16 protein-coding genes are annotated in these 19,251 nt (G+C 67.1%); 2 read left to right on the top strand and 14 right to left on the bottom strand.

The genetic code is table 11. The features are described 5' to 3' along the window. Positions 1–11: 11 nt before the first annotated feature. Genes I5803_RS15220 through I5803_RS15210 form a run of 3 tightly spaced genes read right to left on the bottom strand, consistent with a single transcriptional unit; the run spans position 12 to position 4,283 of the window. Positions 12–1,067 (bottom strand): ABC transporter ATP-binding protein, encoded by a 1,056-nt coding sequence (locus I5803_RS15220; protein WP_196987178.1) that lies wholly within the window; start codon positions 1,065–1,067, stop codon positions 12–14. Next, complete coding sequence (locus I5803_RS15215; RefSeq protein ID WP_196987177.1) at positions 1,064–3,268, bottom strand: ABC transporter permease; 2,205 nt, start codon at positions 3,266–3,268, stop codon at positions 1,064–1,066. Before I5803_RS15215 ends, I5803_RS15220 begins: the two co-directional genes overlap by 4 nt. 1 nt (position 3,269) lies before the next feature. Beyond that, complete coding sequence (locus tag I5803_RS15210) at positions 3,270–4,283, bottom strand: ABC transporter substrate-binding protein (protein WP_196987176.1); 1,014 nt, start codon at positions 4,281–4,283, stop codon at positions 3,270–3,272. Positions 4,284–4,425: 142 nt separating this feature from the next. On the opposite strand from I5803_RS15210, the gene zwf reads away from it, so the two are divergent. Both zwf and I5803_RS15200 read left to right on the top strand, forming a co-directional pair. After that, on the top strand, positions 4,426–5,889 hold the full coding sequence (gene zwf / locus I5803_RS15205; protein ID WP_196987175.1) for a glucose-6-phosphate dehydrogenase: 1,464 nt from the start codon (positions 4,426–4,428) through the stop codon (positions 5,887–5,889). 79 nt (positions 5,890–5,968) lie between these two features. After that, positions 5,969–6,814, top strand: a complete 846-nt coding sequence (locus I5803_RS15200) for a MurR/RpiR family transcriptional regulator (RefSeq protein ID WP_196987174.1) — start codon at positions 5,969–5,971, stop codon at positions 6,812–6,814. Here the strand turns inward: I5803_RS15200 and creD are convergent. The 11 genes from creD to I5803_RS15145 all read right to left on the bottom strand — a co-directional run bounded on the left by creD (position 6,805) and on the right by I5803_RS15145 (position 19,243). Next, positions 6,805–8,223 (bottom strand): cell envelope integrity protein CreD, encoded by a 1,419-nt coding sequence (creD, locus tag I5803_RS15195; RefSeq protein ID WP_196987173.1) that lies wholly within the window; start codon positions 8,221–8,223, stop codon positions 6,805–6,807. The two genes, I5803_RS15200 and creD, sit on opposite strands and share 10 nt — an antisense overlap. Before the next feature lie 84 nt (positions 8,224–8,307). Next, entirely contained in the window at positions 8,308–9,744 is a 1,437-nt protein-coding gene (gene creC / locus I5803_RS15190) for a two-component system sensor histidine kinase CreC (RefSeq protein ID WP_196987172.1), read from the bottom strand. Positions 9,745–9,747: 3 nt separating this feature from the next. Further along, on the bottom strand, positions 9,748–10,464 hold the full coding sequence (creB, locus tag I5803_RS15185) for a two-component system response regulator CreB (protein WP_196987171.1): 717 nt from the start codon (positions 10,462–10,464) through the stop codon (positions 9,748–9,750). Between the two features lie 37 nt (positions 10,465–10,501). Then, positions 10,502–11,497, bottom strand: coding sequence for an ABC transporter ATP-binding protein (locus I5803_RS15180; protein ID WP_196987170.1), 996 nt, complete (start codon positions 11,495–11,497; stop codon positions 10,502–10,504). Continuing rightward, positions 11,494–12,471, bottom strand: coding sequence for an ABC transporter ATP-binding protein (locus I5803_RS15175; protein ID WP_196987169.1), 978 nt, complete (start codon positions 12,469–12,471; stop codon positions 11,494–11,496). The genes I5803_RS15180 and I5803_RS15175 overlap by 4 nt, the downstream gene beginning before the upstream one ends. Before the next feature lie 4 nt (positions 12,472–12,475). Beyond that, a complete protein-coding gene (locus I5803_RS15170; protein WP_196987168.1) occupies positions 12,476–13,402 on the bottom strand; it encodes an ABC transporter permease in 927 nt (308 codons plus the stop codon). Beyond that, positions 13,402–14,982 (bottom strand): ABC transporter substrate-binding protein, encoded by a 1,581-nt coding sequence (locus I5803_RS15165; protein WP_196987167.1) that lies wholly within the window; start codon positions 14,980–14,982, stop codon positions 13,402–13,404. Before I5803_RS15165 ends, I5803_RS15170 begins: the two co-directional genes overlap by 1 nt. A gap of 30 nt (positions 14,983–15,012) precedes the next feature. After that, on the bottom strand, positions 15,013–16,221 hold the full coding sequence (locus I5803_RS15160) for a M20 aminoacylase family protein (protein WP_196987166.1): 1,209 nt from the start codon (positions 16,219–16,221) through the stop codon (positions 15,013–15,015). Further along, positions 16,221–17,201 (bottom strand): ABC transporter permease, encoded by a 981-nt coding sequence (locus tag I5803_RS15155; protein ID WP_196987165.1) that lies wholly within the window; start codon positions 17,199–17,201, stop codon positions 16,221–16,223. Before I5803_RS15155 ends, I5803_RS15160 begins: the two co-directional genes overlap by 1 nt. A gap of 105 nt (positions 17,202–17,306) precedes the next feature. Further along, positions 17,307–18,056 (bottom strand): DUF3047 domain-containing protein, encoded by a 750-nt coding sequence (locus tag I5803_RS15150; protein ID WP_196987164.1) that lies wholly within the window; start codon positions 18,054–18,056, stop codon positions 17,307–17,309. Positions 18,057–18,145: 89 nt separating this feature from the next. After that, positions 18,146–19,243: a porin gene (locus tag I5803_RS15145; protein WP_196987163.1), complete on the bottom strand. Its 1,098-nt coding sequence runs from the start codon at positions 19,241–19,243 to the stop codon at positions 18,146–18,148. Positions 19,244–19,251 lie beyond the last annotated feature (8 nt).

The raw sequence follows: 19,251 nt of genomic DNA, 5'->3' as shown, positions 1-19,251 counted from the left end.
GCCAGGGCAGGTTACGGCACCTGCACGACCGACACGCCGTGGTCGGCCAGCCCCAGCCCCACGTCGGTGCCGATGTCGAGCACGCGCGCCAGGTTGGACGACACCACGAAGATCGGGCCGAGTTCGGTCTCGAACGTGTACTCGTAGTTGCTGCCCAGGTAGGCCAGTTTCGACAGCCGCGCTTCCAGGCCGTTGCCCGGCGGGCCGATGTGCCACGCCTCCGGGCGCACCGCCACTTTCACCGCGCCTTCCACCATGCCTTGCCGCGGCTTGATGCGCAGCGGCCCGAGCGCCACCGTGCCGCCTGCATCGGCCTTGGCGGGGAACAGCATCGCCTCGCCCATGAAGCCCGCGACGAATTCGCTGGCGGGGAATTCGTAGAGGTCCTGCGGCGTGCCGCGCTGGGCGATGACGCCGTGGTCCATCACGATGATCTGGTCGCTGACGGCCAGGGCCTCGCTCTGGTCGTGCGTGACGTACGCGACGGTGAGCTGCAGCCGCTGCTGCAGCGAACGGATTTCCTCGCGCATCTCGCGGCGCAAGCGCGCGTCCAGGTTGGAGAGCGGTTCGTCGAAAAGCAGGACCGCGGGTTCGAGCACCAGCGCGCGCGCGAGCGCGACGCGTTGCTGCTGGCCGCCCGACAGTTCGCTGGGCAGGCGCTCGTCGAAACCCACGAGCCCGACATTGCGCAGCGCCTCGACCGCCCGCGTGCGCGCTGCCGCCTTCGGGATGCCCGACATGCGCAGGCCATACATGACGTTCTCCGCGACGTCCATGTGCGGAAAGAGCGCATAGCTCTGGAACATCATGCTCACGTTGCGGTCCGCCGGCCCGAGCGTCGTCACGTCCTTGCCGTCGATGAAGATGCTGCCCGAGGTCGGCGACTCCAGGCCCGCGATCATGCGCAGGGTGGTCGTCTTGCCGCAGCCCGAGGGGCCGAGGATGGTCGTGAGCGTGCCGCGCGCGACTTCGAAGCTGATGCCCTTGACCGCCAGCGGCGCGTTCGGGTCGCTGCTGTAGCGCTTGGTGACGCCCTGGAAGGCGATGCCCGCCGTGGATGCGCTCATGTGATGCCCTGTGTGGAAGTTGCCGGCAACGCCACCGGCGCCGCTGCCTTGCGCCGGCCGAGCTTGCGCTCGCCGACGACGAATTGGATGAGCGCGGTCGCGGCGCTCATGAGGACGATCAGCACCGTGCAATAGGCCAGGGCGACGCCATAGTCGCCATTGCCGACGCGGCCGATGATGTAGGTGGTGGCGAGTTCGTTTTCCGCCGTGACGAGGAAGATGACGGCCGACACCGTCGTGATCGCGCGCACGAAGCTGTAGACCAGCGCCGCGACGAGCGCCGGCTTGAGCAGCGGCAGCACGACGTGGCGCAGCGTCTGCAGGGTGCTCGCGCGCAGCATCAGGGATGCTTCATCGAGCGACTTGTCCAGCTGCTTGAAGGCCGCGGTGCCCGCGCGCACGCCCACCGGCAGGTTTCGAAAGAGGAAGCACAGCACGATGATGAGCCCCGTGCCCGTGAGCTCGAAGGGCGGCACATTGAACGCGAGGATGTAGCTCACGCCCAGCACGGTCCCGGGAATCGCGAACGCCAGCAGCGCGGAAAATTCGAACAGGCCCTGGCCCTTGAACTCGGTGCGCGCGAGCAGGTAGGCGATGAGCAGGCCCAGGCCCGCGGTCAGCGGCGCGGAGATCGCCGCGAGTTTGATCGTGGTGAAGAACGAGTTCCACGCCGTCCCCGCCCACACCAGGCCGAACTGCCCCCACTCCAGCGAGAACGCCGTGCGGAAGTGGTTGAGCGTGAGCGTGTAGTCGCGGCCCCAGGTCTGCACGAAGCCGCCCGCGAAAGCGAAGAGGTACACGACGAGTGTGAAGGCGATCCAGGGCAGCGCCACGCCATTGACGATCTTGCGCACGCGCGGCGGCAAGGGCATCGCGATGCCGGCATCGCCCTTGCCGCTCACGGTGGTGAAGTTCTGCTTGCCGAGCACCGCGCGCTGCACTGCGAAGACGCCGAGGGCGAACAGGGTGAGGATCCATGCGAGCGACGCCGCGCGGCCCTGGTCGTACTGCGCGCCCACGATGGCGAAGAAGATTTCCGTGGACAGCACCGAGAACTGCCCGCCCACCACGACGGGGTTGCCGAAGTCCGCCATGCTCTCGATGAAGCCGACGAGGAAGGCGTTCGCCAGGCCCGGGGCGAGCAGCGGAAGCGTCACCGTCATGAAGGTGCGCTGCGCATCGGCACGCAAGGTCTGCGCGGCCTCCTCCAGGCTGGGCGCGATGCCCTGCACGACGCCGCGCATGATCATGAAGGCGATCGGCGTGAAGGCGAAGGTCTGCGCGATCCACACGCCGAACCAGCCGTAGAACCAGCGGGAAGGCGTGAGGCCGAACGCCGCTTCCAGCAACTGGTTGACGATGCCGGCGCGGCCGAAGAGCAGGATGAGGCCCAGGCCGACGACGAAGGGCGGAGTGATGATCGGCAGCATGGCCACCACATTGAGCGCGCGGCCGTAGCGCTTGCTCGATCGCTCCGCCATGAGCGCCATCAGCGTGCCGAGCACGGTGGTCGCGGCGGCCGTAAGCAGCCCGAGGAACAGGGTGTTCCACGCCACGCCGCAGCGCACGCCGCCCACGAGGCAGTTGAGCCCGAAGTTGCGCTCGTTCGCCACGCGTTCCCAGATCGCGCCGACGGCGAACTTGCCATCCTCGCCGAGCATTGCGCCCGACAGCGCCTTGAGCACGGGAAAGAGGATGAAGACGCCCATCAGCGTGCCGGCGCACAGGACGGAGGCCGCGATGAACAGGTCGCCCTTGAAGAACCCGCGCCGCGCGACGCCGAAGGAGGCCAGCACCACCAGCGAGGTGAGCACGACGAAGCCGCCCCAGCCGATGCCGAACTGGTTCTTCGGGAGTTCGCCGAAGGTGGCCGTGAGCCACTCGCCGTTCCAGCCCTTGGCGCCGATGGCGAAGCCGAAGGCCGCGAGCCCGATCGCGCCGAGCGCGCCGCCGCACACCAGCCACGCACCCTGCCGTTTGCCGGGCGCCTGCATCGCGCCCACGGCGGCGATGGCGAGACCCAGCACGCCGGTCCACAACCACGTGCGGCCATACACCGCAGCCTGCATCAGGCCGTTCGCGGTGTCCTCGCCGCCGAAGACGCCGCCCACCGCGAGCAGGCCGTTGCCGTCCTGCAGCGCATACCAGGGCAGCGCGAGGTAGCCCAGCGCGCCGATGGCGAGCCACGACCACAGGGCCATGTCAGCGCGGGAGCGAGTTGACTTCTTTTTCCCAGCGCGAGATCAGGCGCCGGCGCTCGGCGCTCGCGCCGTACTTCGCGTAGTCGTAGTTGATGAACTTGATCTTCTTGAAGTCGGGCACGTGCGGATCGACCTTGGCGGCCTTGTTGCTCGGCACCTGGAACTGCTTGGCGGCCGCGGCCATTTCCTGCGCGGCGGGCGTGAGCGCCCATTCATAGAACTTCTTCGCCGCTTCGAGATTGCGCGCACCCTTGATGATGCTCATGGAGCCGATCTCCGCGCCCGTGCCGTCGGCGGGCGTGATGGTTTCCACCGGGAAGCCCTGCATCTTCTCGCCCGGGCCGTCGTGCACGAAGCTGATCGACACGGCGGTCTCCCCGCGCGCCACCGCCTTGATCGGGCCGGTGCCCGAGCGCGAATACTGGCTGACGTTCTTGTGAAGCGCCTTCAGGTAGTCGTAGGCCTTGTCCTCGCCCATGAGCTGCACGAGCGTCGCGATCATGGTGTAGGCCGTGCCGCTGGAGGCCGGGTTGGCCACCTGCACCTCGCCCTTGTACTCGGGCTTGGTGAGATCGCCCCAGGTCCTGGGTACCGCGAGTTTCTTGCGCGAGAGCAGTTCGGGGTTGTAGCCGAAGCCCAGCGGGCCCGAATAGATGCCGACGGTCTTGTAGCCCGATTGCTTGGCCTGCTGCTGCGCCCAGTCGTGCAGCTGGGACAGCGACGGCGACTTGTACTCGAGCGTGAGACCTTGCTCGGCGGCCTGCAGGTGCGGGTCCCCCGTGCCGCCGAACCAGACGTCCGTCTTGGGATTGTCCTTTTCCGCGATGAGCTGGGCGAGCGCTTCGCCCGAGCCCTTCAGGGACACGTTCACCTTCGCGCCCGTGGTGCGTGCATACACTGTGGAGATCATGTTGCACCACTCGGCCTGCACCGAGCAGATGATGTTGACCTGGCCTTGGGCCGCGGCGCCGAACGACAGCACGGCCATGGCCGATGCGACGACAAACTTCTTCATTTTCGAGTCCTCTGGTCGTAACTGGATTACGAATCGAGCATAGCGGCTGAGTCAGCCCGCCCGGCTTGGGGGAAACACCAGTCGTTCCAAGCGTGCGTGAAACTAAGTTACAGTACCGATTCCCGACTTCAAGCCCCCCTCCATGAGCTTCGACCTCGTCCTCTTCGGCGGCACCGGCGACCTGGCATGGCGCAAGCTGATGCCCGCGCTGTTCCAGGCCTTCCGCCACGGTTCGCTGCCGGCTTCGGGCCGCATCATCGGCGTCGCGCGCGACGACCTCTCCGACGAACAATACCGCGCCCTGATCCGCGCACGCTTCGACGAGGTCGACCTCTCCAAGCGGCCCGCGCCCGGCGAGTTCGAGCGCTTCGCCGAGATGCTGCACTTCCTGCGGATGGACCTGTCCAAGCCGGGCGATTACCAGCGGCTGGCCGCGACACTGCGCGAGCGCAATGCGGACACGGTGGTGATGTATCTCGCGACGGCGCCGTCGCTCTTCACCGTCGCCTGCGAGCAGCTCGCGGCCGCGGGCCTCAACACCGCGAACACCCGCATCGTGCTGGAGAAGCCACTCGGCCACGACCTCGCGTCCAACCGAGCGATCAACGAGACCGTGCGCAGCGTGCTGAGCGAAAAGCAGATCTTCCGCATCGACCATTACCTCGGCAAGCCGTCGGTGCAGAACCTCTTCGCGCTGCGCTTCGGCAATTCCCTCTTCGAGCCGCTGTGGCGCCGCGAGACCATCGCCAACATCCAGATCACCATCGCCGAGGACCTCGGCGTGGAAAAGCGCGGTGCTTTCTACGACAGCACCGGCGCGCTGCGCGACATGGTGCAGAACCACGCATTGCAATTGCTGTGCGCCCTGGCGATGGAGCCCCCGATCAACGCGCATGCCGACGCGATCCGCGACGAGAAGCTGAAGGTCCTGCGCTCGCTGCGCGCCTGGACGCCCGAGGCCTTGGCGCAGCACGCGATTCGCGGGCAGTACACCGCAGGCAAGGTGGGCGGAGAAGCCGTACCGGCGTACCGCGACGAACCCGGCGTGAATCCCGAGAGCCACACCGAAACCTTCGTCGCGCTGCGCGCGGAGATCGCCAACTGGCGCTGGGCCGGCGTGCCCTTCTTCATCCGCACCGGCAAGCGCCTCGCGAACCGCGACGCGCACATCGTGGTGAACTTCCGTCCCGCGCCGCACGCGATCTTCCGCTCGCCGCTCGGCGCGGCCAACCGGCTCGTCATCCACCTGCAACCGAAGGACGGCCTCGAGCTGCACCTGCTCGCGCAGGGCCAGGAGAACCGCGCATCCAAGAGCGCGCAGCAGACGCTGGCGCCGGTGCATCTGGACCTTGACTTCGACAAGCGGTTCGGCAGCGAGCGCGTCGGCGCGTACGAACGCCTGCTGCTCGACGTGATCGACGGGCGGCTGAACCTGTTCGTGCGCAGCGACGAGCAGGAAGAGGCGTGGAGATGGGTCGAGCCGATCATCGACTACTGGCGCAATGACAGCGCGGGTCCGCGGCCGTATGCGGCGGGAACCTGGGGCCCCAGTGCAGCCAGCGCCATGATCGCAAGAGATGGTTACTGCTGGAGCGAAGAATGTTAGCCCCCACGCTTTGCACTTCGTGTCATGCGCCGCCCCCCAAGCGGGCCCTCGCTCCTTGGGGCGGCCCGGCGGAGCTCGCGTGCTAGACCGCATCAAGGCCTCCCTGCCCTCGCTCGCACCTGCCGAGCAGCGCGTGGGACGCCTCGTGCTGGGAGACCCGCGCTCCTTCGCCAACCTGCCCGTGAGCGAGCTCGCCGAGCGCGCGCACGTGAGCAAACCGACTGTCGTGCGCTTTTGCCGCAGCATGGGCTACGACGGCCTGTCGGACTTCAAGCTCAAGCTCGCGGGAAGCGTCAGCGAAGGCGTGCCCTTCATCCACCGCAGCGTGGACGTCGACGACAAGACCAGCGACGTGCTCGTCAAGGTGATCGACAACACGGTCGCCGCGTTCCTCAAGTACCGCAACGACGCGTCCACCTTCGCGATCGAGAAGGCGGTCGAGGCCCTCGCCGCGACGCACAAGACCGGCCGGCGCATCGAGTTCTATGGCGCGGGCAACTCGGGCATCGTCGCGCAGGACGCGCAGCACAAGTTCTTCCGCCTGGGCGTGAACACCATCGCCTACAGCGACGGCCACATGCAGGTGATGAGCGCCTCGATGATGGGTCCCGGCGATTGTCTCGTGGTGATCTCCAACTCGGGGCGCACGCGCGACCTCATGGACGCCTGCGACATCGCGCGCAAGAACGGCGTGACCACGATCGTGATGACGGCGACCGGATCGCCGCTCGCCTCCGCGGGGCAGATCCACCTGGCGGCGGACCATCCCGAAGGCTACGACCGCTACAGCCCGATGGTCTCGCGCCTGCTGCACCTGATGATCATCGACGTGCTGGCGACGGCGGTCGCCCTTCGCATCGGGCCGAAGCTGCAGCCGCTGCTGCGCGAGATGAAGAACAACCTGCGCAACAAGCGTTACGCCTGAACAGCGGCTGGCCTGGGCTGCTCTGCCCGCCACCCCTCGACCAGCGCATACCAGTCCACCCGGCGTGTGAGCACCATCACTGCGGCCAGCACGCCGAACAGCAGGAGCGACCCGACCATCAATGCGGCCTGCTCAAGCGACAGCAGCACCCACAGGAAACCATACAGCGCCCCGACGCCCGTGCCGAACGCGGCTCCGGCCCAACGGCTTTTCAGCATGTGCCCGGCATAGAACCCGAGCAGCAGCACGCAACCGGCGCTGGCCGCGAAGTACGCCAGACCGAACGCCACGTGCTCGGAGAGGCTGAGGAGCATCAGGTAGAACAGTGCGAGCGCCATGCCCACGAGGGTGTATTGCACCGGGTGGACGCGCTTGCGGCCCAGGATTTCCGCGAGTGCCACGCAGGTGAATGTGAGCGCGATGAACAGCAGCGCGTACTTGGTCGCCCGGTCCGTCAGCACGTAGGGATTGACGGGGTCGATGAAGGAGACGCGCAACGTTTCCAGGCACTTCGCGTTGGGAGCGCCGCTGTTCGCCTCGTCATCTTCCGTCGATGCTGCGAGCCGGGGCTCGCACAGTTCGCCATCGCGCTGCACGGCGGCCGCGGCCGTACTGGCCAGCTCGCTCACCGTCCAGTGCGCCGAGAAACCGGAAGCGGCGACCTCTCGCCGCGCGGGCAGGAATCGACCCCCGAAGGAAGGATGCGGCCAATCGGATTTGACGGACCAGTCGGTCTGGCTGGCGGCGGGCACGAGCGACAGGCTCGAAGTGCCGGCGAGGTCCAATGCGAAGCGCGCGGTAAGCGGCTCCGCGGTCTCTGCGATGCGTGCCGCAGGCACTTCGGCATGTACACCGCGCGCGTAGCGCGGCAGGCCCGTGCCGGGACGCACCGGCGTGGGCACTCCGGCGACCTGCGCGCGGGCGCTGCGCAGGCCGCGCACATCGCTCACGGACAGCATCGCCAGCGCGGGGCCGCACTCCAGGCGGGAGCCGGGATGTTCACGCACGGGCTGCAGGGCGCTGAAGTCGTCCCAGCGGGCCTCCAGCGTCATCGGCCCCGCGTAGGTGTTGACCTTGAACAGGCCGCGGTGGCGCACGTCCGACTTCGCTTCGCTCTGCACCTGCAAGGTACGCGGAACAGCCATCAGCGTGAATGGGCGCCTGTTGTTCGCGACGGTGCGTTCCTTGCCCTCGCCCACGGCGGTCTCCCACTGTTCCACGCAGGCCCGGTGCAGGATGGGCCCCATCAGCATTTGCGGGCCGGACAAGGATTGCTCCACGCCCTGCATCGCTTGCTGCTGGCGCATGCGCCGCTCGCCCACAAGGCCGTCGATGCGCAGCATGACCAGCCCGAGGATGGCCGCGACCATGCCGATGGCGAACACCTTGGAAACCAATGGATATTTCAATTCACGCTCCTTTGTTGATGCACGCGATGGTGCAAAAGGACCGTGCGGAAACGATGAAGTCGGTGAAGTCTGTGTGAAGCCCGCTCAGGCTGCCGGCAGGAGGAGCCGTGCCTCGAAGCCGGCGCCCGGTGACGCGAACCGCACGCTGCCGCCGTGCAGGGCTGCGACCTGCCGCGCGATGGCCAGGCCCATCCCGCTGCCCTTGACGCCGTCGCGTGGCCGCGGCAACGAAAAAAAACGCTGCCCCAGCTGCGCAAGCGCGTAGCCGGGCACGCCGGGTCCTTCATCGCGAACACTGAATTCGACCGTGGCGCCCTGCTGCCGAACGCCCAGTTCCAGGGTGGAGCCGTCGGGCGCGAATGCGACCGCGTTGGACAGCAGGTTGGAGATGGCCAGCGAGATGCGTTCCGCGTCGCCCCGGACCAGGGCCGCCGCCTCTTCGCGCCAGTGGACCGCGATCGCCCGCTGCGCCATCACGCTGGCCAGCGCCCCGAGCTCGGCTTGCGCCAAGTCGAGCAAAACCAGTTCACGCGGATGCTCGGGCATCTGCAGGCTCTCCAGCTTGGACAACTCCAGGAGGCGCTCGACCATGGCCCGCAACCTGTCGACCTGCCCTTCGATCTGGCCCGAGAAGCGCTCCCGGTCGGCCGCGGGCAACTCGTCGCGCAACAACTCGGCCGCGGCGCCGATGGCCGCCAAGGGGCTCTTGAGCTCATGCGTCATGGCACGCATCGCCTCCTCGACGTCGCGCTGGCCCGCGAGCCGCTCCCGCATCACGCCCATCGCGACGGCCAGGTCGCCCAGTTCGCCGGGCAGCGCAGGCACCGGCTGCCGCTCTCCCGCGCCGGCGGCCTGCGCATACCGGCGCAACTTGCGAACGGACACGACCATCCACCCCGTCACCGCGACGCCGATGGCCAGCGACAGCCCGAGCAGCCAGATGCCCGACACGAATATCTTGCGCTCCGCCCGCGCGACGAACTGCGCGACGGCCGATTGCGGCTTTGCAACCGTGAGCGAGCCGATGACGCGCCCCCCATCCGTCACCGGAGCGGCCACGTACATGACGGACGTCCGGTCGTCAGAGTAGACCTCGCGCGTCGCACGCGCCCCATAGGTGCCGCGCAAGGTCAACGCGACGTCACGCCATTGCGAATAGTCGGAGCCCACGGCCGAGGGCACAGCCGAATCGAACACGACACGCCCCTTGTCGTCCGTGACGTACACGCGGAAGTCCAGCGCCTGCTTGCGCAGGCCCCATATCTTCGCGTCGATCGGCCGATGCGCGTAGTCGGTGACACTCTGCGCGAAGCGGGTGCCTTCCAGCGTTCCTCCCGGGGGCATGGCACGCAGGTCTTGCGTGGCCTGTTCGGCCAGGAGATTCGCGCTGTCGATCAGGATATCCTCCACCGCCTCGCGCACGCTGGGCTTCACCTCGCCGACGAAGACGCGCATGACGAAGAAAGCCGCGATACCAGCGATCAGGAAGAACGCGAAGAAAAGGCGCAGGCCCAGGCGCATGGTTCAGCGGGGCGGTTCGGTGTTCAGGGCGTAACCCAGGCCACGGTGGGTGACGATCGGGTCGAAGTGCGGTGTCTTCTCGCGCAGCTTGGCGCGCAGCGTCTTGATGTGCGTGTCCACCGTGCGGTCCCCGGCCTCGGTGGAGCCGCTCCAGGCGGCGTCGAGCAGCGACGCCCGGCTGTGGATGCGCGAGGGGGAGGACACGAGCGCCCGCAGCAGGCGATATTCGAGGCGCGTGAGCACCAGGGTATGCCCTGCGTAGCGCACGCGCTGGCCCGGTTCGTCGATCTCAAACATCGCCGCCGTGGGAGCGGGATTGTCGTTCGACCGGGGACCCAGTGCGGCGCGGCGAAGCAGCGCGCGCACACGGGCTACCAGCTCGCGCGGGCTGAAGGGCTTGGCGATGTAGTCGTCGGCGCCGAGCTCCAGTCCCAGCACGCGATCGAGCTCCTCGTTGCGCGCGGTCAGCACGACGACGGGCAGGCGGGCCAGCGACGCATCGCTGTCACTCCGCAGAGCGCGGCATACGTCCAGGCCGTTGCCGTCCGGCAGGCCCACGTCGAGGATCGCGAGGTCGAAGGGTTTTTGGTGCAGCAGGCGCGTCGCGTCCTGCACGAGCATGGCGTGGACGACACCATAGCCTTCGCGCTCCAGCGCGAAGCTCACGGAAGACGCGATGGCGGGATCGTCCTCGAGGAGAAGAATGACACCGACGGTCATGCCGCGCATCGTCTCACGAATGCCGCCGCGGCCGGGCCTAGATCCGGCCCTCTTCCACCGCGTGGCACGCCACCCGGACGCCCGCGATCTCCAGCAGCTTCGGCCGTTCCGTCCGGCAGCGCTCGTTCGCATGCGGGCACCGCGGATTGAACGTGCAGCCGCCGGGCGGATTGAGCGGGTTCGGCACCTCGCCCTGCACCGGCGTGCGCGCGCGGCCGGTGTCGTGCATCTTCGGGATCGCGTCCAGCAGCATGCGCGTGTACGGATGGCGCGGGTTGCCGAAGAGCGCGTGCTTGTCCGCGAGCTCCACGATGCGCCCGAGGTACATCACCCCCACCTGGTCGCTCACGTGCCGCACGACGGCGAGGTTGTGCGAGATGAAGAGGTAGGTGAGCCCGCGCTGGCGCTGCAGGTCCTTCATGATGTTGAGCACCTGCGCCTGCACGCTCACGTCCAGCGCGGAGGTCGGCTCGTCGCACACCAGGAATTCGGGCTCCGTCGCCAGCGCGCGCGCGATCGAGATGCGCTGGCGCTGGCCGCCCGAGAACTGGTGCGGGAACTTCGTCATGTCCTGCGCGGCGAGGCCGACGGACTTCAGCAACTCGCCGACGCGTGCCTTGCGCTCGCCCGCATCCGAAATGAGGCCGTGCTCCTGCAGCGGCTCGCCCACGATGTCTTCCACCGTCCAGCGCGGGTTCAGGCTCGCGTACGGGTCCTGGAAGATCATCTGGATGCGGCGGCGCAAGTCCTTGCCCTGCGAGGTCTTGAAGACCGCGTGCGCATCGGCGCCGTCGAAGACGAGGTCGCCGCGCGTGGGCTCGTACAGGCCCACGAGCAGTCGCGCGACCGTGCTCTTGCCGCAACCCGATTCGCCGACCAGCGCCAGCGTCTTGCCCTTCTCGATCTCGAAACTCACGCCGTCGACGGCATTCAGCAGCAGGCGCGGCTTTCCCTCGAGCACGCGATTGAGCCACGGCGGCGAGACGTCGAAGGTCTTCGCGAGGTCGCGCGCCTGGACCAGCGGCGCGCTCACGCGGGCACCCCGGCTTTCGTGTCGTGCAGCCAGCAGGCGGCGCGCGTGGCGCCGGCGTCGAGCAAGTCGGGGCGCTCGCGCAGGCAGCGGTCGAACACGCGCGGGCAGCGCGGGTTGTAGGCGCAGCCTGTGGGGATGGCGTTCAGGCGCGGCATCGCGCCGTCGATCTGGTGCAGGCGCTCGCGCTCGACGGTGATGTCCGGGATGGCGGCCATCAGGCCCGCCGTGTAGGGATGCGCAGGCTTGTTGATCACCTCGTGCACCGGGCCGATCTCCGCGATGCGGCCGGCGTACATCACGGCCACGCGGTCGCAGGTCTCGGCGATCACGCCCATGTCGTGCGTGATCAGCATGACGGCGGCGCCGCGGTCGCGGCATACGCGCTTGAGCAGCTGGATGATCTGCGCCTGGATCGACACGTCCAGCGCCGTGGTGGGCTCGTCCGCGACGATCAGCTTGGGTTCGGCGGCGAGCGCCAATGCGATGACCACGCGCTGGCGCATCCCGCCCGAGAACTGGTGCGGGTAGTGGTCGATGCGCTGCGCGGCCGCCGGGATGCCGGTGTCTTCGAGCAGGCCGATGGCGCGGCGCCGCGCCTCCTTCTCGTCCACCGGCAAATGCGTTCGGATGGTCTCCATGAGTTGGCGGCCGACCGTGTAGAGCGGGTTGAGCGAGGTCAGCGGGTCCTGGAAGATCGCGCCGATCTGGCGGCCGCGGATGCGCCGCATCTTCTCGTACGGAAGATTGTCGATGCGCTGGCCTTCGAGCAGGATCTGCCCGGAGGCGATGCGCCCGGGCGGCTCGAGCAGGCCGATGATGGAAGCGCCCGTGAGCGACTTGCCGGCGCCCGATTCGCCGACCACGCCCAGGATTTCCCCGGGCGCAATGTCGAAGCTGATGTCGTCGATGGCGCGTAGCGTCCCGCTGCGATGCGGGAATTCGACGACGAGGTTCTGGACTTGGAGCAGCGACATCGGACTAGCGCAATCTCGGGTTCAAGGCGTCGCGCAGCCAGTCGCCCAGCAGGTTGACGGACAGGGCGATCGCCACCAGCATCAGGCCGGGGAACACGGTGATCCACCAGTTGCCGGAAAACAGGAACTTGTTGCCCACCTGGATCAGCGTGCCCAGCGAAGGCGAATTGGGCGGCGCGCCGACACCGAGGAAGGACAGCGTCGCCTCGGTGATGATGGCCGTGGCCACCTGGATCGTCGCGAGCACCATGACGGGCCCGAGGATGTTGGGCAGCACGTGCTTGCGCATGATGCGCAGCGACGACACGCCCGTCACCCGCGCGGCCTGCACGTACTCGCGATTGCGCTCGACCATGGTCGAGCCGCGCACGGTGCGCGCGTACTGCACCCACCCGCCGCCGCCGGCGAGCGAGATGGACAGCACGAGCACCACGAACACCACGAAGTCGTTCGCGTTGGGAAAGAGCGCGCGGCCCACCCCGGCGATCAGCAGGGCGACGAGGATGGCGGGGAAGGACAGGATCACGTCGCACACGCGCATGATGAAGGCGTCCGTTCGGCCGCCGACAAAGCCCGCGACGAGGCCCAGCGTGACGCCGATCAGCATCGAGAGGATCACCGACGCGACGCCGACCAGCAGCGAGATGCGGGCGCCGTACATCAGCACGGACAGGATGTCGCGGCCCTGGTCGTCGGTGCCGAGCCAGTACTTCGCGTTGCCGCCTTCCACCCAGGAGGGCGGAAGGAAGGCGTCGCTCAGTTCCAGCGTCGCGAGGTCGTAGGGATGGTGCGGCGCCACCAGGTTGGCGAACACCGCACAGAACACGCAGACGAAGGCCACGAACGCTGCCGCCATCGCCACGGGCGAGGTGCGGAAGCTGTAGCCGACGTCACTGTCCCAGGCCCGATGGAGCCAGGTGCCGGACCTCATCACTTGACGGTCACGAACTTCCAGACCATGTCGTTGTTGGGCATCTGCACCACATCCACGTTCTTCTTCATCGCCCAGTTGAGTGCCTGCTGGTGCAGCGGGATGTGGCCGACGTCGTCCTGGTGGATCTTGATCGCCTCGTGGATCATCTCGTTGCGCTTCTTCTGGTCGGTCTCGGAGGCGATCTTCAGCGTGAGCTCGTCGACCTTCGGGTTGCTGTAGGCGCCCAGGTTGAACTGGCCGCGGCCGCCTTCACCCGGCGAGGACATGATGGGGTAGAGCACGTTGTGCGCGTCCACGGTGGTGGACGTCCAGCCCAGCATGTAGAAACTCGTGTCGCGGCGAAGGATCTTCGGGAAGTACGTGCCCTTGGTTTCCACCTGCAGGTTGATCTTCACGCCCACGCGCGCAAGGTTGGCGGCGACGGCCTGGCAGATCGCGCCGTCGTTCACGTAGCGGTCGTTCGGGCAGTTCATCGTCACTTCGAAGCCTTGCGGATAGCCGGCTTCGGCCAGCAGCTTCTTCGAGGCTTCCGGATCGAAGGGCAGGCGCTTGGCGAGGTCGGGTGCGAAGCCATTGACCTGCGGCGGCAGCATTTCGGCGTTGGGGGTCGAGGCGCCGCGCATGACGGTGCGCTTGATGCCTTCGACGTCGATCGCCTGGTAGAAGGCCTGGCGCACGCGCTTGTCCTTGAAGGGGTTCTTGCCCTTGACGTTGGAGAAGAGCAGTTCGTCGCGTTTCTGGTCCATGCCCAGGAAGATCACGCGCAACTCGGGGCCCTGCAGCACCTTGAGGTTGGACGCGGTCTTGAGGCGCTCGACGTCCTGCACGGGCACCGGCTCCATGATGTCGATCTCGCCGGAGATCAGCGCGGCCACGCGCGTCGCGTCGTTTCCGATGACGTTGAAGACGACCTCGTCGACGTTGCCGTCGATCTTGCCCCAGTAGTTGCCGTTGCGCACGAAGGTCGTGCGCACGTTCGGCTGGCGCTCGCGCACACGGAACGGGCCCGTGCCGTTGGCGCGGAACGAGGCCGCGTTCTCGATGCCCTTGCGGCGGTCCACCGGGCGCACGGCCTGGTTGGTCTCGCACCACTTCTTGCTCATGATGTACCAGTTGGTCATCAAGTCCGGCAGGATCGGGAACGGCGACGAGGTGTCCATCTCGACCACGTGGTCGTTGATCTTGCGGATGGCCTTGATCGGGCCGACGGCGCTTTGCAGGTCGGAGCCTTCGCCGCGCGTGCGGTCGTAGCTGAAGATCACGTCGTCGGCGGTGAAGGGGGTGCCGTCGTGGAACTGCACGCCCTTGCGCAGTTCGAAGCGCCACACGGTGGGTGCCGTCTGCTTCCAGCTCGTCGCGAGCGCAGGCGCCAGCTTGAAGTTCTTGTCGCGCGTGACGAGCGGCTCGTACACGTTGCCCGTGACGGACAGCTGCAGCGATTCCTGCAGCGAGTGCGGGTCGAGCGAGAGCGAATCGCCCTGGTTGGCGACTTTCAGGGTGACGGCGCCGGCGCCGAATGCGGCAAGGCCCAGCGCGGCGCCAAGCGCTGCGGACAGGATCGTGGTCTGGAACTTCATTGTGGATACTCCTCGGGAAAAATTCGGGGGTCAGGTTGAAAGAGGCATGGACTGCTCGACCAGGCTCGCGTGCAACGCGGAGCCGAGCGGCAGCACGTCGTCGTTGAAGTCGTAGCGCGCGTTGTGCAGGAAGCAGTTCTCGCCGCCCTGCCCCAGGCGCAGGTAGGCGCCGGGCTTGGATTGGAGCATGAAGGAAAAATCTTCCGCGCCCATGCTCGGCTCGAGCTCTCGGTCCACGTGCTCCGCGCCGACGAGCGACTCGGCGACGTCGGCCGCGAAGTTCGCCTCGCGGGCGGAATTGATCGTTGCCGGATACGAGTGCTCGAACTGCACCGTGGCCTGCGCGCCGAAGCCCAGCGCCACCGCGCTGCAGAGTTCCGCGAGACGCTTCTCGACCAGGGCCTGCACTTCGGTGCTGAAGGTCCGGATGGTCCCCACGATCGTGGCCTTGCCGGGGATGACGCTCATGGCGTGCAGGTCCCCGGCCTGGATGGCGCACAGGCTCACCACCGCGCTGTCGATCGGGCGCACGTTGCGCGAGACGATGCTCTGCGCTGCCGTGATGATGTGCGCGGCGACCAGCACCGGATCGACCGCGAGGTAGGCATGCGCGCCGTGGCCGCCCTTGCCGGTGACTTCGATCGTCACGCGGTCGGCCGCGGCCATCATCGCGCCGTCGTTGATGCCGATCGTGCCCGGCTTCATCGCGGGCCAGTTGTGCATCGCGTAGATCGCCTCGACGGGAAAGCGTTCGAAGAGGCCGTCTTCGATCATCTGCTTGGCACCCGCGAAACCTTCCTCGCCGGGCTGGAACACGAGCACCGCGGTGCCGTCGAAATTGCGTGTTTCCGCGAGGTAGCGCGCCGCGCCGACCAGCATCGCGACGTGTCCGTCGTGGCCGCAGCCGTGCATCATTCCCTGCGTCGCCGACTTCCAGGTGAAGTCGTTCTGCTCGGTCATGGTGAGCGCATCCATGTCCGCGCGCAGGCCCACCATCCGGCCGCTTGCGGTGCTGCGGCCCTTGATGACGCCCACCACGCCGGTCTTGCCGATCCCCGTGTGGATTTCATCGACGCCGCACAGCCTGAGCGCCTCCTTCACGCGGCCGGAGGTATAGACCTCCTCGAAGCCGAGTTCGGGATGCTGGTGCAGATCGCGCCGCAGCGCCGTGAGCTCGGGGATGAACTGCGCGATGTGCGCGAAGGCGCGGCCGTTGGCCTTGAACTTCGGTGAGAGCATCAATGTCCTTTCGCGTCGGCCACGCGCAGCCGTGGATCCACCGCGAAATACAGCAGGTCCACGACGAGGTTGATGACCACGAAGATCAGGGCGATGAGGCACAGGTATGCGGCCATGACGGGGATGTCCGCGAAGGTGACGGCCTGGATGAAGAGCAGCCCCATGCCGGGCCACTGGAACACCGTCTCGGTGATGATGGAGAACGCGATCAGCGTGCCCAGCTGCAGGCCGATGATCGTCATGACCGGGACGAGCGTGTTCTTCAGCGCATGCCCGAAATGGATCGCGCGGTCGGGCAGGCCGCGGGCGCGGGCGAACTTGATGTAGTCGGTGCGCAGCACCTCGAGCATTTCGGCGCGCACGAGCCGCATGATGAGCGTGAGCTGGAAAATCGCGAGCGTGATGGCCGGCAGCACGATGTGGTGCCAGCCGTCGCGCGACAGCAGACCGGTCGTCCACCAGCCGAACTTGTCCGTGTCGCCGCGGCCGAAACTCGGGAACCAGCCGAGCAGCACCGCGAACACCAGGATCAGCAGGATGCCGATGAGGAATGTGGGCAGCGACACGCCCAGCAGCGAAAAGGTGAGGAACACCTGGCTCATGAAGGTGCCGCGGCGAAGCGCCGCATATACGCCCATGGGAATCCCGATGACGACCGCGACGACGGCGGCGACGAGTGACAGCTCCAGTGTCGCGGGGAAGCGCTCGCCGATCAGCCGCGACACCTTCGCCCCCTGGCGCAGGCTCAGGCCGAATTCCCCCTGCAGCGCGTTCACGAGGAAGTGCCAGAACTGCACGAAGAAGGGTTGGTCCAGGCCGAGGTCGGTGCGCAGCTGCGCGATCTGGTCGGGCTTGGCGTCCTGGCCCAGCAGGAAGACGACAGGATCCCCGACATACTGGAACAGCAGGAAGGCGATGAAGGCGACTGCGACCATGACGATCGCAGCCTGGAACAGGCGGCGCAGGATGAATGCGAACATGGAAGGGCGCGAATGCGAAGGACGATGCTAGCAGAGCAAACGCCGCGCCCGACAGAGGGGTTTCCTTCAGGCCTGAAGAATCCCGTCAAGCTGCCGACAGGAATCTCACGGCGTCTGCAAGCGAACAGGGCCGTACCAGGCCTGCGTCGTGGATTGCGTGTTGTCGCTGTCGCTCATGATGGCGATGCCCACCAAGGCGCCCGGGGCCTCGCCGTAAGCGCGCAGGTAGTCCGCGCGGATGTCGCGTTCGTAGTCGAGCCATTGGCCGAGTTTGCGGGCGCCGGACTCCACCACCAGTGTCCGTACGCGGCCGGTGCGCGGGCTCGTGATCACGGAACCCGGCTCGCGCTGGTTGCACCACACGTACATGAGCGTCGCGTAGGGCATCTCCTCCCCGCTCACGGCACGAAGCAGTTCGGAAAGCATCGAGTCGCGCGCGGAGAAGCGGGCCCGGTCGCCCTCGAAGAACAGCATGACGCGCACGGGAGAATCATCGGCGTCCCGCAGGCCGACGTCGGCGCCTGCGATGAGCTGCGGCACCTTCCACGAGAAGCGGACGTGGCGCAATTCGGAAGGCTCGACGCGAAGTTTCTGGCGCAACATGCTCGCCGAAGAACTGGCGAGCACCGCGATCGCGTCGCGGCCATCCTTGCGCGAGTAGCTGAAGCGGGTCGCCGCCTTGCCCGGGAATGTCATGTGATGCCAGGACTGGGCGTCCGGTCCGGACTGCGCTGACCACGGGTTCGCCGCCACGGCGCCGGCGCCGGCGCCGACACCCGCTCCGTCGCGCACGACGGCACAACCCGCAAGACACACGGCCACCGCGGCAGCCGCCAGACCCCAACGCAACTTCATTCGAGCAATACCGCCTCTCATAAAAAAAGCCGCCCGAAGGCGGCTTTCAAGTTTCTTCATTCCATGCCGGCACGAGGCCGGCGTGGGATTTAGAAGCTGTGGCGGACACCGAAGTCGTAGCCGCTGGAGTTCGTGTTCGCGCCGGTCACGGAACCGTTCAGGGCGGAAGCAGCGCCACCGCTGTTGTTCACGCGAGCGACCGTGGCGTACAGAGCCGTGCGCTTGGACAGGTTGTGCACGTAGCCCAGAGCCCACTTCTTGCTTTCCGGCGTGCCAACGGTGTTGACTTCGTAACGCGAGTAAGCCAGGCGGATTTCGCCAGCGCCGACGGGGATCAGACCACCGATCAGCCAGCCCTTGCCGGTTGCGCCGCCGACCACGAGGCCGTCGTTCTTGTCGCGGCTGTAATGGGCTTGCAGCTTGGCCATGCCGAAGTCGTACTGGCCGCCGATGTTGCTCTGCGTCACGTCGCCAGCAGCGTAGCGGGTCTTGCTGGTCGCGAAGGCCACGTTGAAGGGACCATTGGCGAAGCCGAGGCGGATGCCCATGCCCGTGCCGTCCTTCTTGGTGCTACGGGGAGGCACGAACGTGTCGACCGCGTTGCTCAGGTTCTCACCCATGTAGTACTGGACTTGGCCGTAGAAGCCGCCCAGGTTGCCCGGCAGGAAGTAGCCGACGGTGTTGGAAGCACGCACCGAGGTCACGCCGGTGATGATGCTGTTCAGGGTCTGGGTGGTGCCCACGCCGTTCGTGCCGAACGGATCGAACACGGTCAGGTTCCAGAATTGCGGGGTGTAGTCACGGCCCAGGCGGATTTCGCCGAAACCACCAGCCAGGCTGACGGTCGAACGGCGGTTGAACGTGAGGCCTTGACGACCGGCGACAGCGGCGCCAGCGCCGGAAGCCTGGTTGTTGCTGTTGGTGGCGGCGCCTTGGCCGTCATCGTTGTTCAGGCCGGCTTCGAGCCAGAAGGAGGCAGACATGCCGCCGCCGAGGTCTTCCGTGCCACGGAAGCCCAGACGCGAGCTGTTGTAGCCCGAGTTGGTCAGCTGGGTCTTGTTGGCAACGCTGCCATGGCCGTAAGCGATCGTGGCGTCGACGATGCCGAACAGCGTAACGGACGATTGGGCAGAAGCAACGCCGGCGAACGACGCCAGCGCGGCCAGAGCAATCAGGGACTTTTTCATGCAAGTTT

The sequence above is a fragment of the Caenimonas aquaedulcis genome, assembly GCF_015831345.1.
Lineage (GTDB): Bacteria > Pseudomonadota > Gammaproteobacteria > Burkholderiales > Burkholderiaceae_C > Ramlibacter > Ramlibacter aquaedulcis.
This window is presented reverse-complemented; position numbering and strand designations above follow the sequence as displayed.

Coding starts and splice junctions, on each gene's coding strand:
- I5803_RS15220 (WP_196987178.1), bottom strand. CDS start 1,067: ATGAGCGCATCCACGGCGGGCATCGCCTTCCAGGGCGTCACCAAGCGC.
- I5803_RS15215 (WP_196987177.1), bottom strand. CDS start 3,268: ATGGCCCTGTGGTCGTGGCTCGCCATCGGCGCGCTGGGCTACCTCGCG.
- I5803_RS15210 (WP_196987176.1), bottom strand. CDS start 4,283: ATGAAGAAGTTTGTCGTCGCATCGGCCATGGCCGTGCTGTCGTTCGGC.
- zwf (WP_196987175.1), top strand. CDS start 4,426: ATGAGCTTCGACCTCGTCCTCTTCGGCGGCACCGGCGACCTGGCATGG.
- creC (WP_196987172.1), bottom strand. CDS start 9,744: ATGCGCCTGGGCCTGCGCCTTTTCTTCGCGTTCTTCCTGATCGCTGGT.
- creB (WP_196987171.1), bottom strand. CDS start 10,464: ATGACCGTCGGTGTCATTCTTCTCCTCGAGGACGATCCCGCCATCGCG.
- I5803_RS15175 (WP_196987169.1), bottom strand. CDS start 12,471: ATGTCGCTGCTCCAAGTCCAGAACCTCGTCGTCGAATTCCCGCATCGC.
- I5803_RS15170 (WP_196987168.1), bottom strand. CDS start 13,402: ATGAGGTCCGGCACCTGGCTCCATCGGGCCTGGGACAGTGACGTCGGC.
- I5803_RS15165 (WP_196987167.1), bottom strand. CDS start 14,982: ATGAAGTTCCAGACCACGATCCTGTCCGCAGCGCTTGGCGCCGCGCTG.
- I5803_RS15160 (WP_196987166.1), bottom strand. CDS start 16,221: ATGCTCTCACCGAAGTTCAAGGCCAACGGCCGCGCCTTCGCGCACATC.
- I5803_RS15155 (WP_196987165.1), bottom strand. CDS start 17,201: ATGTTCGCATTCATCCTGCGCCGCCTGTTCCAGGCTGCGATCGTCATG.
- I5803_RS15150 (WP_196987164.1), bottom strand. CDS start 18,056: ATGAAGTTGCGTTGGGGTCTGGCGGCTGCCGCGGTGGCCGTGTGTCTT.
- I5803_RS15145 (WP_196987163.1), bottom strand. CDS start 19,243: ATGAAAAAGTCCCTGATTGCTCTGGCCGCGCTGGCGTCGTTCGCCGGC.